Annotated in this window: 13 protein-coding genes; 8 read left to right on the top strand and 5 right to left on the bottom strand. The window is 39.9% G+C overall.

Going from position 1 to position 15,635, the window contains the following annotated elements:
- Positions 1-7: 7 nt before the first annotated feature.
- The 5 genes from mnmE to rpmH form a co-directional block, all read right to left on the bottom strand.
- The gene (gene mnmE, locus ACQKNS_RS18460) at positions 8-1,393 is read right to left on the bottom strand and encodes a tRNA uridine-5-carboxymethylaminomethyl(34) synthesis GTPase MnmE (protein ID WP_427644737.1); all 1,386 of its coding nucleotides are present in this window, start codon (positions 1,391-1,393) and stop codon (positions 8-10) included.
- 345 nt (positions 1,394-1,738) lie between these two features.
- Positions 1,739-2,359: an RNA-binding cell elongation regulator Jag/EloR gene (gene jag / locus ACQKNS_RS18465; RefSeq protein ID WP_427644738.1), complete on the bottom strand. Its 621-nt coding sequence runs from the start codon at positions 2,357-2,359 to the stop codon at positions 1,739-1,741.
- Positions 2,356-3,144 (bottom strand): YidC family membrane integrase SpoIIIJ, encoded by a 789-nt coding sequence (gene spoIIIJ / locus ACQKNS_RS18470; RefSeq protein ID WP_076368511.1) that lies wholly within the window; start codon positions 3,142-3,144, stop codon positions 2,356-2,358. The genes jag and spoIIIJ overlap by 4 nt, the downstream gene beginning before the upstream one ends.
- 176 nt (positions 3,145-3,320) lie before the next feature.
- Positions 3,321-3,677 carry a ribonuclease P protein component gene (gene rnpA, locus ACQKNS_RS18475; protein ID WP_427644739.1) on the bottom strand — a complete coding sequence of 119 codons (357 nt, stop codon included), beginning with the start codon at positions 3,675-3,677 and terminating at the stop codon, positions 3,321-3,323.
- Between the two features lie 80 nt (positions 3,678-3,757).
- Positions 3,758-3,892, bottom strand: a complete 135-nt coding sequence (gene rpmH / locus ACQKNS_RS18480) for a 50S ribosomal protein L34 (RefSeq protein WP_034316183.1) — start codon at positions 3,890-3,892, stop codon at positions 3,758-3,760.
- Positions 3,893-4,824: 932 nt separating this feature from the next.
- Here rpmH and dnaA point away from each other — a divergent pair.
- The 8 genes from dnaA (at position 4,825) to ACQKNS_RS18520 (ending at position 15,305) form a co-directional block, all read left to right on the top strand.
- Positions 4,825-6,174 (top strand): chromosomal replication initiator protein DnaA, encoded by a 1,350-nt coding sequence (gene dnaA, locus ACQKNS_RS18485; RefSeq protein WP_057914144.1) that lies wholly within the window; start codon positions 4,825-4,827, stop codon positions 6,172-6,174.
- 193 nt (positions 6,175-6,367) lie between these two features.
- Positions 6,368-7,504, top strand: coding sequence for a DNA polymerase III subunit beta (dnaN, locus tag ACQKNS_RS18490; RefSeq protein WP_192207379.1), 1,137 nt, complete (start codon positions 6,368-6,370; stop codon positions 7,502-7,504).
- A 220-nt stretch (positions 7,505-7,724) separates the two neighbouring features.
- On the top strand, positions 7,725-7,937 hold the full coding sequence (yaaA, locus tag ACQKNS_RS18495; RefSeq protein ID WP_034316192.1) for a S4 domain-containing protein YaaA: 213 nt from the start codon (positions 7,725-7,727) through the stop codon (positions 7,935-7,937).
- 21 nt (positions 7,938-7,958) lie between these two features.
- Complete coding sequence (gene recF / locus ACQKNS_RS18500) at positions 7,959-9,077, top strand: DNA replication/repair protein RecF (protein WP_048687943.1); 1,119 nt, start codon at positions 7,959-7,961, stop codon at positions 9,075-9,077.
- 12 nt (positions 9,078-9,089) lie between these two features.
- Positions 9,090-9,353, top strand: coding sequence for an extracellular matrix regulator RemB (remB, locus tag ACQKNS_RS18505; protein WP_427644740.1), 264 nt, complete (start codon positions 9,090-9,092; stop codon positions 9,351-9,353).
- Between the two features lie 75 nt (positions 9,354-9,428).
- Positions 9,429-11,354 carry a DNA gyrase subunit B gene (gyrB, locus tag ACQKNS_RS18510; protein WP_427644755.1) on the top strand — a complete coding sequence of 642 codons (1,926 nt, stop codon included), beginning with the start codon at positions 9,429-9,431 and terminating at the stop codon, positions 11,352-11,354.
- A 97-nt stretch (positions 11,355-11,451) separates the two neighbouring features.
- Positions 11,452-13,995, top strand: coding sequence for a DNA gyrase subunit A (gyrA, locus tag ACQKNS_RS18515; RefSeq protein WP_427644741.1), 2,544 nt, complete (start codon positions 11,452-11,454; stop codon positions 13,993-13,995).
- A 242-nt stretch (positions 13,996-14,237) separates the two neighbouring features.
- Positions 14,238-15,305 carry an HD-GYP domain-containing protein gene (locus tag ACQKNS_RS18520; protein WP_427644756.1) on the top strand — a complete coding sequence of 356 codons (1,068 nt, stop codon included), beginning with the start codon at positions 14,238-14,240 and terminating at the stop codon, positions 15,303-15,305.
- The last annotated feature ends 330 nt before the right edge of the window (positions 15,306-15,635 follow it).

Genomic DNA, 15,635 nt, shown 5'->3' on the forward strand with positions numbered 1-15,635 from the left:
TTTACGCTTATTTTCCTAAACAAAATTGAGAGAACAATTGGTTGATCAAATTATCCTGAACGCTTTCGCCGATGATTTCTCCAAGTAGCTCCCATGCTTTCGTGAAATCGATTTGAACCAAATCAATCGGTGTTCCCATTCCAATAGCATCGATTGCATCTTCGATAGACTGTAATGCCTGTCCCAGCAAAGCTATATGCCTTGCATTGGAAACATACGTCAGGTCTCCCGTTTCTAAAGAACCCTCGAAAAATAAAGAAGCGATGGCTTCTTCCAATTCATCGACCCCTCGATCCTCCAGTAATGAAGTCGTAACAACTTTATGGGATGCGGCCATTTCCTTAACCTTTGCCATATCGATTTTTTGTGGAAGGTCGGTTTTATTGATGATAACGATGACATCCATACCCTCAACCGCTTGAAACAGTTTCTCATCTTCAGTAGTGAAATCATCGGAATAATTCAATACAAGCAATATTAAATCAGCCTCTTTTAATACTGCACGAGACCGTTCAACTCCAATTCGTTCGACGATATCTTCCGTTTCACGAATCCCTGCCGTATCGACAAGTTTAAGCGGTACACCGCGAACATTGACATACTCTTCGATTACGTCACGTGTTGTACCTGGAATATCAGTGACGATCGCTTTATTTTCATGAACCAGGCTGTTAAGCAAAGAAGATTTTCCGACATTAGGGCGCCCTATGATAACGGTCGCAAGCCCATCACGAAGTATTTTCCCCTGTTGGGCCGTGTGAAGCAGTTTCTCTATTTCATTCTTCACATAACTGCCCTTTTCCAAAAATATGCGATGCGTCATTTCTTCGACATCATCATATTCCGGATAATCTATATTTACCTCGACTTGAGCGAGGGTCTGTAAAATTTCTTGACGCAGATTTTGGATTAATTTCGAAAGCCGGCCTTCCATTTGACCTAATGCAACATTCATGGCTTTATCCGTTTTAGCCCGGATCAAATCCATAACGGCCTCAGCTTGCGAGAGATCGATCCTGCCATTCAAAAAAGCCCGTTTCGTAAATTCACCAGGCTCCGCTAAACGAGCACCTTGTGAGAGAATAAGCTGCAATACCCGATTGACCGAAACGATTCCACCGTGACAATTTATTTCAACAACATCTTCTCTTGTAAATGTCTTTGGACCCATCATGACAGAAACCATGACTTCCTCTATGATTTCACCTGTTTTAGGCTGGATAAGGTGGCCATAATGAATCGTATGCGATTTCACTTCAAGCAATCCTTTTCCACCTGGTCCTTTAAAGATCCTATCGGCTATTTCTATGGCCTCATCACCGCTGATTCTAACGATGGCGATTGCCCCTTCCCCTAAGGGAGTAGAGATAGCGGTGATTGTATCGAATTCCATGCTTTCACCTCTTATATATTGATGGTTCTATTTTTTTCTGTTAATAAAATCGTCGAATCCCTAAATTACTACAATACCACAGTATATTCATGAAAAAAAGTAGATACTCCTTCCTTCCAAGAGTTATCCACATGCAATTAATCCATATTCTGTAACATCCATTCTAACTTATCCACATGTGAATAACAAATATCGCCCGCTCCCCATTCTTCCACTCCCTTTGCGAATCAAGAGAATATAAAAAGAAATTTGTCAGTTATTGTTGAATTCAAGCTCTGAAAAAAACATTCGACACACAACGGTTTCATGGCCTAAAAAAAGAACCCCTGCTTAAAAGCAGTGGGTTCATTTAAGTGGAGTAATGACCAAGTGGCGATATGGCTCAGTCCCACTTGAAGTTGTTTTTATTTTTGGATAATCCAAGAGGGCATTATGGATGACCTTACGTTCATAGGATGGCATCGGCTCGAGTGAAACAGCCTTGCCTGTTTTCATGGCTTTATTTGCCATTCTTTCAGCCAATTGGATTAAGGTGCCATTGCGGCGATTTCGATAATCTTCTGCATCCACAGTAATATTCAAAAACTGCTTCGAATACCGATTTGCAACAAGCTGCGCTAAATACTGAAGTGAATTTAGTGTTTGACCCCTTTTTCCAATCAATAATGCAATTTTATCACCTGATAAATGGAATGTTACGTTCTTCCCTTTACGCGTGACATCTATTTGTGCATCCACTCCCATTTCCATGCTGACATTCTTCAAAAACCCAAGTGTCTCTTCAATGGGTTCTGCAGGCAATGTCACATGGACAATCGCCTGCCTTGCACCAAATAAACCAAAAAATCCTTTTTTGCCCTCATCTTCTATTTCAATCTCCACGCGATCTTTCGTGCTGTTCAGTTGAGCTAAAGCTAAATTTACTGCTTCTTCGACAGATTGTCCTGTAGCAGTTACTTTTTTCACTTTTTCTTTGCCCCTCCCGCGTTTTCCGCAGCTGCTTTTCTAAGATCCGGACCTTTGATGAAATATGTTTGAACGATACCGAAAAGGTTACCAACTACCCAGTAAAGAGAAAGAGCAGCGGGGAAATTAATAGCAAAAACAACAATCATGATTGGCATGATGTAAAGCATCATCGTCATTTGTGCCGCCATTTGTGGATTGGAGTTCATTCCAGCCATGGACATCTTTTGCTGAATAAAAGTCGTGATACCCGCAACGACCGGTAAAATATAATAAGGATCCGGGGAACCTAAATCAAACCAAAGAAAACTATGTAAAGCAATTTCTTCCGTCCGGCTGATTGCATGGTAAAATCCGATCAAAATCGGCATTTGCACCAATATCGGCAAACATCCCGCCAATGGATTCACATTATATTTTGAAAATAGAGCCATTGTTTCTTGCTGTAGTTTTTGTTGTGTGGCAGCATCTTTTGAGCTGTATTTTGCTTGAAGTTCTTTCATTTCAGGCTGAATGGCCTGCATTGCTTTCGAGCTTTTCACCTGTTTGATCATTAATGGAAGTAATGCTAAGCGAATGATAAGTGTTACACCGATGATTCCCAAACCATAGTTCTCGCCAAATGCTTCAGAAAGCCAAATGATCAGGGCTGATAATGGATAGACAATGTATGAATTCCAAAAACCTTCACTCTCTGCAGTAATAGGTTCTTTAATTTCCGTACATCCTGCTAACAACATCATTATCGAGGCTAGTCCAATAATGAGTAATATTCGTTTTTTCAACCGTAATTTCCTCCTAACTGCAATCAATCTTTTTTGAAACAATTGTGAACTGTTTATTAGAAGATTTCAAGGAAAAGTAATCCACTTTTTTCCACAGTTTACAATCGGGATATTCTATGTCATCTTTCTCAAGTAACCACATGATACGGGGAGTGCTTATTCGATATAAGGGGACTTTATTGTTTTTTCTTTTTAAAGTTTAATGATTCAGAACGTTTCAGGACATGGATCAAGCTGCTTTTCACCTGGAAAAAGTCCATCTCAGCCGCTGGTTTTCGAGCAATCACAATATAATCCTTACCTTCTTCTATATCTTCTTTCAATTCCAAAAACGCTTGCCGTATGTATCTTTTGATTTGGTTCCTGACAACGGCGTTCCCGATTTTTTTACTGACTGAAAGGCCGATCCGAAAATAATCCTGACCCGGCTTTTCAAGGACATAGACTACGAATTGCCGATTAGCAGAAGATTCACCTTTTTTAAACACAAGCTGAAATTCGTCCTCTTTCTTAATCCTTAACTTTTTTTTCATTTTTACACCTTCATTACATGAATTGAGTCTCAGTAAATCCCTTATTTTGCGAAAAAAGACCACTGAGACTTTTCAGTGGTCTATGCAGATAATACTTTTCTGCCCTTACGGCGACGTGCAGCGATAACTCTACGTCCGTTTTTCGTGCTCATACGTGCACGGAAACCGTGAACTTTACTATGTTTGCGGTTATTCGGTTGATAAGTTCTTTTCATTATATGACACCTCCCTGAGGAATAACAGTTAAAGACAGTCTTTACAATTATATAGATGGAGGTTTCTACTTGTCAACCTCATCCATAAAAATATTTCATTTTTAATGCTCAATGTCCAGTAGGCCTTTTTTTACTACCTAGCCTATTGTAAATGATTTTGCTCCGAACTGATATAGAAATTTTTGGGGAAAGGAAAATTCCCATCATTTTATCCATTAGCACAAATATGAGATTCGCATTGAATCATCCCTTGATCGGCACAACATTCGACAAATAATAAGAATGAACCTGAGTCACTTTCGATCTGTCTCATGCAGGTCCTCCAGCTTGAACACCTCGGTTCAAGTTAAATTAATTCTGGCCTGCAATCACGGTCTGTGGATAAAATTCGACATGTTTTTTTCTATCCACAAACCATTTTATAGACTTTTACACATAACAATGGCCTGTGGAAAAGTTTTTCCCACAAGCTCGGTAAGTTGTGGATAAAGTTTTCTAAACCATTGCAAGACGCCTGAATTTCTGATATTATATTTGTGTTTTCACTCTGAATAACTTTATCAACAGGGAACGTTTATCCACAGATTGTGCATAACTTGTGGATAGTTTATTCGACCTGTGTATATTAATCTGTCCACAGATGGTGGATATTGTCGAAAACCCTTTTTTCTTCTTTATTATATAATTCTTAAAATGCCTGTTGATGAATAAACATTCAAATCTGCACTGGCTCACCAGATGCAGTCTGTACAAAGGTTGTACAACGCAAGATATAGTTTTTAGGCACTTCACATTACACAACACAAAATCCCTTATACAGCTCACCGAACCTTTGCTGTCAAAATTCATATAAAGACGGCAATCGATGAGTTTATTTGTGCCTATACATTTAGATACAATTATTAAAATTTTTTTGCAAAGGAGGGATAAGTTTGGATAACATCGATAGCCTCTGGAACCAGGCGCTCGGAAAAATCGAAAAAAAAATAAGTAAACCAAGTTTTGAAACTTGGCTTAAATCAACCAAGGCTTATTTACTGCAAGGTGATACCTTAACAGTCACCGCTCCCAATGAATTTGCCAGGGATTGGCTTGAAGAACGCTATTCCCATCTTATTTCCGATGTATTGTTTGAACTTACCGGTGAGGAATTGGAAGCAAAATTCATCATTCCCCCAAATCAAGAAGATGATGATTTTACCGTTCCTGTTCAGCCTAAAAAGATAAAAAAACAGGACAAAGAGCATGCTGCATTTCCACAGCATATGCTGAATGCGAAAAATACATTCGATACATTTGTCATCGGCTCCGGCAATCGTTTTGCCCATGCCGCGTCTCTCGCTGTCGCAGAAGCTCCTGCCAAAGCCTATAATCCCCTATTCATTTACGGGGGCGTAGGACTTGGAAAAACTCATTTAATGCATGCAATCGGGCACTATGTTCTTGAGCATAATCCGAATGCAAAGGTCGTTTATTTATCGTCTGAAAAGTTCACGAATGAATTCATCAACTCGATCCGGGACAATAAAGCTGGGGAATTCCGTGATAGATACCGAAGTGTCGATGTTTTATTAATTGATGATATTCAATTTCTTGCGGGAAAAGAACAAACTCAAGAAGAGTTTTTCCATACATTCAATGCGTTGCATGAAGAAAGCAAACAGATTGTCATCTCTAGTGACCGCCCGCCAAAAGAGATACCTACACTCGAGGATCGCCTTCGTTCGAGGTTTGAGTGGGGCTTGATCACGGATATCACACCTCCTGACCTGGAAACGCGGATTGCCATATTGCGTAAAAAGGCAAAAGCTGAGGGCCTTGATATCCCAAATGAAGTCATGCTCTATATTGCCAACCAAATCGATTCCAATATTCGTGAGCTGGAGGGTGCACTTATTCGTGTCGTCGCCTACTCTTCATTGATCAATAAAGATATTAATGCCGATTTGGCAGCTGAAGCATTAAAAGACATCATCCCTAGCTCCAAACCTAAAATAATCACCATCTTGGAAATCCAGAAGACGGTCGGTGAACACTATAGTGTCAAACTTGAGGATTTCAAGGCAAAAAAACGGACAAAATCCGTAGCCTTTCCAAGACAGATTGCCATGTATCTTTCCAGGGAGTTAACGGACTCATCCCTGCCCAAGATAGGTGATGAGTTTGGGGGTCGCGATCATACGACCGTTATCCATGCACATGAAAAAATCTCCAAACTCATGCAAACGGACACCCAGCTTCAACGTCAGGTTAAAGAAATCCAGGACCAGCTGAGGGTATAATGGATTCTGGATAATGTGAATAACTGACGACTACTTACACACAGTCTGTCCACATGTGGATAGACTGTTTTTCCTTAGGTTGAGTGGACTTATCCACATATCAACAGGCCCTACTACTATTACTACTATCTTTTTTTAATAAAAATTATTAATAAATATGCCTATTCGGCAATAAAAAATTGGAGGATGAAACATGAGATTTATAATCCAAAGAGATCGATTAGTTCATAGTGTCCAAGAAGTAATGAAAGCAGTCACATCAAGGACGACGATTCCGATTCTAACGGGGATAAAAATAAGCGTTACTAGTGAGGGTGTCACTCTAACGGGAAGTGATTCAGATATCTCCATCCAATCATTCATTCCGGCTGAGGTTGACGGAGATGAAATTGTTGAAGTTAAAACTAGCGGCGGCATTGTCCTGAATGCCCGTTTTTTCAGTGAAATTGTCAAAAAGCTGCCAATGGATACTGTAGAAATTGAAGTGGAGAATAACTTTCAAACGATTATTCGCTCAGGTAAAGCTGAATTTAATCTAAATGGACTGGATCCTGAGGAATATCCACATCTCCCGATCATTGAAGAAGAAAATATTTTCAAACTTCCAACGGACCTTTTAAAGACCCTTATCCGCCAAACTGGCTTTGCAGTGTCCACGTCAGAAACACGCCCCATCTTAACAGGTGTAAACTTGAAGGTTCAAGATGACGAATTGACCTGTATTGCAACAGATAGCCATAGGCTTGCAATGAGAACGGCCAAAATAGAAAATAAAATTAACGGGACCTATAGCGTTGTAATCCCAGGTAAAAGTCTGAATGAGTTAAGTAAAATCCTTGATGATACAAACGAACTCATTGAAATCGTCATTACCGAAAACCAAGTACTTTTCAAAGCTGAAAATTTATTATTCTTCTCAAGACTGCTTGAAGGGAATTATCCGGATACATCACGCTTGATTCCATCTGATAGCAAAACGGATGTGACTGTTCACACTAAAGATTTTCTTCAAGCGATCGACAGGGCATCTTTATTGGCGAGAGAAGGAAGAAATAATGTCGTCAAATTGACAACCCTGGAAGGCCGTATAATCGAAGTCTCTTCCAACACCCCTGAAATTGGTAAAGTAATTGAAGAGGTTCAGGCAGAAGCCATTGAAGGTGAAGACCTGAAAATCTCATTCAGTGCCAAATTTGTAATGGATGCTCTAAAAGCGTTGGAAGGTTCCGATATAAAAATTAATTTCACAGGTGCAATGCGTCCGTTCGTCATTCGCCCGCTACATGATGATTCCATGTTGCAATTAATTCTCCCGGTAAGGACTTATTAAACCAAAATAATATTTTAAAAAAATTAAAGGCTTGTATAGCAGGTCTTTAATTTTTTTATATTTAAATATAGGTTTCCAAAGGGTTTTTAGCGTTTTTTCAATGCTGCAAGGAACGCTGAACCGTTAAAAACGAGAACTGAAAAAGCTATACTTTGTCTTAATGGGATTAATTTAGTAAAATGAAATATTAAAGACTACTTAGAAATGAGTGAGGCATGAAATGGACTCCATAAAAATCAATACCGAATATATTACGCTTGGACAATTCCTGAAATTGGCCGATTTGATTCAAAGCGGCGGAATGGCGAAATGGTTCTTAAGTGAATATGAGGTTTACATTAATGGCGAATTAGACGTGAGAAGGGGCAGAAAATTAAGATCAGGTGATAAAATAGAGATTCCTGGATTTGGCACCTACACAATTACAAGCTAAAACATAAGGGAAGAGCGGAATATGTATATTGAAAATATAAGTTTGAAAAATTACCGCAACTATACCGAATTGAATCTGACTTTTGAGAATAAAGTCAATGTAATCCTCGGCGAAAATGCTCAAGGAAAAACAAATGTCATGGAATCCATTTTTGTTTTAGCAATGGCAAAATCCCATCGGACCTCAAATGATAAAGAACTTATTCGCTGGGATGAAGAGTATGCTAAAATAGAAGGAAGAGTTAGAAAGAGAAATACCTCAATACCACTTGAGCTGACCATTTCAAAAAAAGGGAAAAAGGCGAAGTGCAACCATATTGAACAAAGAAAGTTGAGTCAATATGTCGGAAATATGAATGTGGTCATGTTTGCGCCTGAGGATCTTAACCTTGTAAAGGGAAGTCCTCTAGTCAGACGCCGTTTTATAGATATGGAAATTGGCCAGGTTTCTCCCGTATACCTTCATGATATGAGCCAATATCATAAAATACTTCAACAAAGAAATCATTACTTAAAGCTTCTGCAGACCCGGAAACAAACGGATACGACGATGCTTGACGTGCTGACTGATCAATTTATTCAGTATGCAGCGAAAATTGTCGAAAGAAGATACGAGTTTCTTTTAAAGCTCCAGCAATGGGCAGAGCCGATCCATTCGGGGATCTCCAGAAATCTAGAAGTATTGAAAATCCAATATAAACCGTCGCTTGATGTATCAGAATCTATGGATTTGACGAAAATGATAGAAGTATACACAGAAAAATTTGATAAAATAAAAACAAGGGAAATTGAACGGGGTGTAACATTGGTAGGTCCTCATCGTGATGACCTGGTTTTTTTTGTGAATGACCGTGATGTCCAGACATATGGTTCACAAGGACAACAGCGTACGACTGCCCTGTCTTTGAAACTTGCCGAAATTGAGCTGATCCATGAAGAAATCGGCGAGTATCCCATTTTATTATTGGATGATGTTTTATCGGAACTAGATGATTTCCGTCAATCCCATTTACTGAATACGATACAAGGAAAAGTGCAAACATTTGTGACGACACCCTCCGTTGATGGAATCGATCATCAAACCCTAAGAGAAGCGTCCACCTTTTATGTGAGTCAAGGAAGTATAAAAAAGGTTAAATGATGAGGTGAATGTATGTATCTCCATATTGGTGAAGACATTCTTGTGAAAACGGATGATGTCATAGCCATTTTAGATAAGAAGCTGCTTCAGGCCTCCCCAATCATCAATGAATTTTTGGAGAAAAAGTCTGAGGTAACTTACCATTTAGCAAAAAACTCGGTTAAATCGATTGTAGTGACGGACAAACAGGTATATTATTCACCGCTTGCGTCGTCCACTTTGAAAAAGCGTTCACTGCAGGCATCGCTCTTAATCGATGATATAGATATTCTTTGAATTGTAGCTAAACGTTATGATTACTCCTTAAAATTGATAAATGCCAAAAGAAAAGTGTAGGTGATACGAATGACAATGGAACAAAAAGAAGTACAAGCTCAGGCATACGATGAGAATCAGATACAGGTTTTAGAAGGCTTAGAAGCAGTTCGTAAACGTCCGGGGATGTATATCGGCTCTACCGCTGCAAAAGGACTTCACCATCTTGTTTGGGAAATTGTCGATAATAGTATTGATGAGGCACTAGCTGGTTTCTGTACGGAAATCAAAGTGACGATCGAAGAAGACAATAGCATAACCGTAGTCGATAATGGGCGGGGAATTCCAGTGGGCATCCATGAAAAAATGGGACGACCAGCTGTGGAAGTAATCATGACGGTCCTTCATGCGGGCGGAAAATTTGGCGGCGGAGGTTATAAAGTCTCCGGTGGTCTGCATGGCGTTGGGGCTTCAGTGGTGAATGCCTTGTCCACGGTATTGGAAGTTTATGTTCATCGTGAAGGCAAAATCCATTATCAGCAATTTAACCGAGGGATTCCTAAAGAAGATTTGAAAATTATCGGGGAAACCGATCATACCGGCACGACTGTTCACTTCGTTCCGGATGGTGAAATCTTCACGGAAACCCTGGAATATGATTTCGATACATTAGCCACGCGAATCCGTGAACTTGCATTCCTGAATAAAGGCTTGAAGCTGGTCATTGAAGATAAACGCGGGGAAGAAGAGAAAATCAGGGATTACCACTATGAGGGCGGCATCAAATCTTATGTTGAGCATTTGAACCGTTCTAAAGAGGTATTGCATGATGAACCGATTTTCATGGAAGGCGAGAAAGATGGAATTTCTGTTGAATTGGCATTGCAATATAATGACAGCTATATCAGTAATGTCTTCTCTTTCGCCAATAATATCCACACCTATGAAGGCGGTACGCACGAGTCAGGATTCAAGACAGCTTTGACCCGTGTCATCAATGATTATGCACGGAAAAATGGTCTCTTGAAAGAAGCGGATTCCAATTTCTCTGGTGAGGATGTCCGGGAAGGTTTGACGGCAATCATTTCGATTAAGCATCCTGATCCACAATTCGAAGGTCAGACGAAAACCAAACTCGGAAACTCTGAAGTAAGAACGGTCACCGATTCCATTCTTTCGGAAAGGCTGGATGCCTTCTTATATGAAAATCCTGCAGTGGCCCGGAAAATCGTAGATAAAGGGCAAATGGCGGCGAGAGCCCGTTTGGCAGCCAAGAAAGCACGTGAATTGACCCGGAGGAAAAGTGCTTTGGAAGTATCCAATCTACCGGGTAAATTGGCAGATTGTTCATCTAAGGACCCGGGTATCAGCGAATTGTACATCGTTGAAGGAAACTCGGCGGGAGGCTCGGCAAAACAAGGGCGGGACCGCCATTTCCAAGCCATTTTGCCGCTGAGGGGTAAAATCCTGAATGTCGAAAAGGCGCGATTGGACAGAATCCTGCATAATGAAGAAATAGGCACGATTATAACGGCACTCGGAACAGGAATTGGTGATGAATTCAATATTGAAAAAGCTAGATACCATAAAATTGTCATCATGACCGATGCGGATGTGGATGGTGCCCATATCAGAACACTGATGTTGACATTCTTCTACCGGTATATGCGAAAAATTATCGAGTATGGATATATATATATTGCACAGCCGCCACTTTTCAAGATCCAGCAAGGGAAAAAAGTGGATTATGCTTATAATGACCGCGAGCTTGAAGAAATCATGGCGAGTTTGCCAAGTACTCCTAAGCCTAACTTGCAGCGTTATAAAGGGCTGGGGGAAATGAACCCAGAGCAATTGTGGGAAACGACCATGAACCCTGAAACGAGAACGCTGCTTCAAGTCAGTTTGAAAGATGCTGCAGAGGCAGATGAAACTTTCGAGATGTTGATGGGCGACAAGGTGGAACCGCGACGTAACTTCATTGAAGAAAATGCAATTTATGTAAAAAATCTTGATATCTGATTTTTGACAGGATGCTTTCTACATCCTGTTCTTTAAATAGTGCACGAATAGTTAAATTTTAGATGAGAGTATAAGCTTTTAATAGGAGGTTGGCTCCATGTCAGAAAATGAAAGATCAGGTGTTAAAGAAATAAATATAAGTACCGAGATGCGGACATCGTTTTTGGATTATGCGATGAGCGTTATCGTGTCCCGGGCTTTGCCTGATGTAAGGGACGGTTTGAAACCGGTACACCGAAGAATTCTATATGCAATGAACGATCTTGGAATGACTTCGGATAAACCATTTAAGAAATCAGCCCGTATTGTCGGTGAAGTAATCGGTAAATATCACCCGCATGGTGATTCGGCTGTATATGAAACGATGGTACGGATGGCGCAACCTTTTAACTATCGCTATATGCTTGTAGATGGTCATGGCAATTTCGGTTCAGTCGATGGTGACCAAGCTGCCGCAATGAGGTACACAGAAGCGAGAATGTCAAAAATCTCGATGGAGCTACTCCGAGATTTAAATAAAGATACGGTCAATTTCCAGGATAACTACGATGGTTCAGAAAGAGAACCGGCAGTTATGCCTGCCCGTTTCCCGAACTTGTTAGTGAATGGTTCATCAGGAATAGCAGTAGGGATGGCAACCAATATTCCACCACATCAATTGGGTGAAGTAATTGACGGCGTACTGGCTTTAAGCAAGAATCCTGAAATTACAATTCCTGAGTTGATGGAATACATCCCTGGTCCGGACTTTCCGACAGCCGGTTTGATTTTAGGGAGAAGTGGCATCAGAAAGGCCTATGAAACCGGAAAAGGGTCAATCATTCAACGTGCGAAAGTCGAGATTGAAGAGAAACCCAATGGTAAACAGGTAATCCTTGTTAAGGAAATCCCTTATCAAGTGAATAAAGCCAGATTGATTGAAAAAATTGCCGAACTTGCTCGAGATAAGAAAATTGAAGGCATTACCGACTTACGGGATGAATCGGATCGCAATGGCATGCGCATTGTCATGGAGCTTCGAAAGGATGTTAATGCAAATGTCCTTTTAAACAATCTGTATAAGCATACCGCGATGCAGACCACCTTCGGAATCAACCTGCTTGCTTTGGTGGACGGACAGCCTAAAGTGCTGAATCTAAAACAATGCCTGCGCTACTACTTGGAGCATCAGCAGGTAGTCATACGGCGCAGGACTGAATTTGATTTACGGAAAGCGGAAGCGCGTGCCCATATTTTAGAGGGGTTGCGCATTGCACTTGATAATTTGGACGCGGTCATTTCGTTGATCCGCGGTTCCCAAACGACAGAAATTGCCCGTGAAGGCTTAATGACACAATTCTCACTTTCCGAAAAACAGGCTCAAGCCATCCTTGATATGCGTTTACAACGTTTGACAGGTCTGGAACGTGAAAAAATTGAAGAAGAATATCAGGCATTAATGGCAATAATTGCAGAATATAAAGCCATACTTGCTGATGAGGAAAAGGTTCTTGAAATTATTCGTGAAGAGCTTCTTGAAATTAAAGAGCGTTTTGATGATAAACGGAGAACTGAAATCACATTAGCCGGCTTTGAAAGCCTGGAAGATGAAGATTTAATCCCAGAGGAAAATATAATCGTGACACTTACGCATAACGGTTATATTAAACGCCTACCTGCAACCACATACCGCAGTCAAAAACGCGGGGGTCGCGGAATACAGGGTATGGGAACGAATACAGATGACTTTGTCGGTCACTTGTTAACCACATCGACCCATGACACTCTATTATTCTTCACCAACAAAGGTAAAGTCTATCGTTCAAAAGGATATGAAATACCTGAGTTCGGTAGAACGGCAAAAGGATTGCCGCTTATTAACTTGTTGGAAGTCGATAAAGGCGAGTGGGTCAACGCGATCATACCTGTGAAGGAATTTGCTGACGATTGGTATTTATTCTTCACGACCAGACATGGGGTATCGAAGCGTACACCTTTATCTTCTTTTGCAAATATCCGTAATAATGGATTAATTGCCCTAGGTTTACGTGAAGATGATGAATTGATTTCTGTCCGTCTTACGAATGGAGAGAAACAGATCATAATTGGAACGAAGTCCGGGATGATGATCCGTTTCCCTGAGACGGATGTACGGACAATGGGGCGTACTGCAGCGGGAGTGAAAGGGATTTCCTTAGGGACGAATGATGAAGTTGTCGGAATGGAAATTCTTGAAGATGATGAAGAAGTCCTGATCGTTACGAAAAACGGCTATGGAAAACGGACCTCTGCGGAGGAATACCGTATTCAAAGCCGTGGAGGAAAAGGAATAAAAACATGTAATGTCACTGAGAAAAATGGTGAACTTATAGCCGTGAAAACAGTAACGGGTGTAGATGAAGATTTGATGCTTATTACAGCAGCTGGTGTATTGATCCGAATGGAAGTCGAAGGCATTTCCAAAACGGGCCGTAATACACAGGGTGTTAAGCTCATCCGACTCGAATCCGCTGATAATGAATATGTTTCGACGGTAGCCATTGTAGGAAGGGAAGAAGAAGAAAAAGACATGGAAATAGAAACGGTCACGACTTCAGATTCAGATTCTGAACCTACTGTAAGTGAAGCAAGTGAAGAAACTGAAAAAGATACGGAAGAATGATCTTTTCCAAAAAAAAGACCCAGACAATTGAGCTGGGCTTTTTTTTGCTTAAGATGAATTATAAACTGATTTTATGAGTGTTCGAATTTGAGTAAAAAGACTTATCTTATTAAAGGTATCTAAAATAAAAATACTAATAAATTGAATTTTACTAGGTATTTAATCATAAAAAAGATAGTTTCTACCATGTTTTTCAAGTAGAATGATACTCACAAATATTACCGAGGTGAAACATTTTGCTAGTGAAAACTCGCTATTTAATCGAAGGCTGCATCCTGTCAAAAAAGATTAGAGGTCTTTCGGACAGACCCATAATGCATGAAAAAACAATATTGACCAAGCAATTAATCGAAGCTTTGCAAGCCTTTTTAATAACAGAGGTAAGCGTTGAAAAAACTTTGATTGATGGAAAGAGATTTATGCCGAAAGAAGCAGTGGATCCAGAATGGGATGAAATGGAAGAGTCATCGAATTTTACGGATTTTTATCTTAAGTCAGTACATACATATAAGCGATTATTCAAAAATTGGCAAGCGGGCAGTAAAGTCGAGGTGGATATGATTCGTTTAATCATGATTCCCCTTATGGACAAGGCTTTAGAGGAACCAGGAAACATTTTGAAGCTGCACCGCTATTGCAATAAAGAAGACTATATATATCATCATGCCATTTCCATTGGATTAATAGGGGGATATATTGCATCTAAAATGCAATGCAATAAGGCGGATGTCTACCAAGCCGCAATTGGCGGATGCCTGGCAGATTGCGGGATGGCAAAGCTGCCGCCAAGGTTACTAAGTAAAACGGCAAGCCTGACAGCAGATGATTACGAGGAGATACATTCTCATCCTATTTTCAGTTACAAGATGATTAAAGATAGTTCCATCATTAAGGATAGTGTGAAGATAGCCGTTCTTGAGCATCATGGGAGGTTAGATGGAACGGGTTATCCCAAAAGATTGAAATCAAAGCCCATGAACTTATTCTCAAAAATCATTGCGGTTTCAGATGTATTTCACGCCATGACTTCCGAGAGGACCTATAGAAAGAAACAGTCACCGTTTAAGGTATTAGAAAAGATCCTACATGATGATTTTGGTAAATATGATATTGAGGTAGTTAAAACCTTGCTATCAAGTTTCGCTATTTTTTTCATAGGAAGCAGGGTCAAATTGAACAATGGATTCATTGCTGAAATCATTTTTATTGATGCCGGCTCGGAAACAAGACCGGTCATAAAGGTGATGGATAGTGAGCAAATTATCAATTTAGGGATTAATCGTGAATTATACATAGAAGAAATACTATAATGTTTAATGAAAAAGTTTACTGTTAAAAGGTGAGCTTTTTCAGCTTGATCAGGAGTGCAGTCATCATATTTGAAATCTATGAATTCATGTATATTATTTATTTTAAAATAACTATTGCTTTTATTCCTGATACTAGATATAATAACTAAGTCGACAGCGAAAGAATAAAGTTGTTGACAAAAATTAATATAGTTGATATATTATTAAAGTCGCTTCCAAGTGAACGACTCAAATCGCTCTTTGAAAACTGAACAAAACAAAGCGCCAACGTTAAATTTTAAGTGAGCACACACTATCAAAAAAGCGAATGAGCAAGTCAAACATTTCTTC

The organism is Peribacillus sp. NPDC094092 (assembly GCF_050279365.1).
In the GTDB taxonomy this organism is placed as follows: Bacteria; Bacillota; Bacilli; order Bacillales; family DSM-1321; genus Peribacillus.

Excerpts from the sequence above, each read along its gene's own strand:
- mnmE (WP_427644737.1), bottom strand. The coding sequence starts at position 1,393 with ATGGAATTCGATACAATCACCGCTATCTCTACTCCCTTAGGGGAAGGG.
- rnpA (WP_427644739.1), bottom strand. The coding sequence starts at position 3,677 with ATGAAAAAAAAGTTAAGGATTAAGAAAGAGGACGAATTTCAGCTTGTG.
- rpmH (WP_034316183.1), bottom strand. The coding sequence starts at position 3,892 with ATGAAAAGAACTTATCAACCGAATAACCGCAAACATAGTAAAGTTCAC.
- dnaN (WP_192207379.1), top strand. The coding sequence starts at position 6,368 with ATGAGATTTATAATCCAAAGAGATCGATTAGTTCATAGTGTCCAAGAA.
- yaaA (WP_034316192.1), top strand. The coding sequence starts at position 7,725 with ATGGACTCCATAAAAATCAATACCGAATATATTACGCTTGGACAATTC.
- recF (WP_048687943.1), top strand. The coding sequence starts at position 7,959 with ATGTATATTGAAAATATAAGTTTGAAAAATTACCGCAACTATACCGAA.
- remB (WP_427644740.1), top strand. The coding sequence starts at position 9,090 with ATGTATCTCCATATTGGTGAAGACATTCTTGTGAAAACGGATGATGTC.
- gyrB (WP_427644755.1), top strand. The coding sequence starts at position 9,429 with ATGGAACAAAAAGAAGTACAAGCTCAGGCATACGATGAGAATCAGATA.
- gyrA (WP_427644741.1), top strand. The coding sequence starts at position 11,452 with ATGTCAGAAAATGAAAGATCAGGTGTTAAAGAAATAAATATAAGTACC.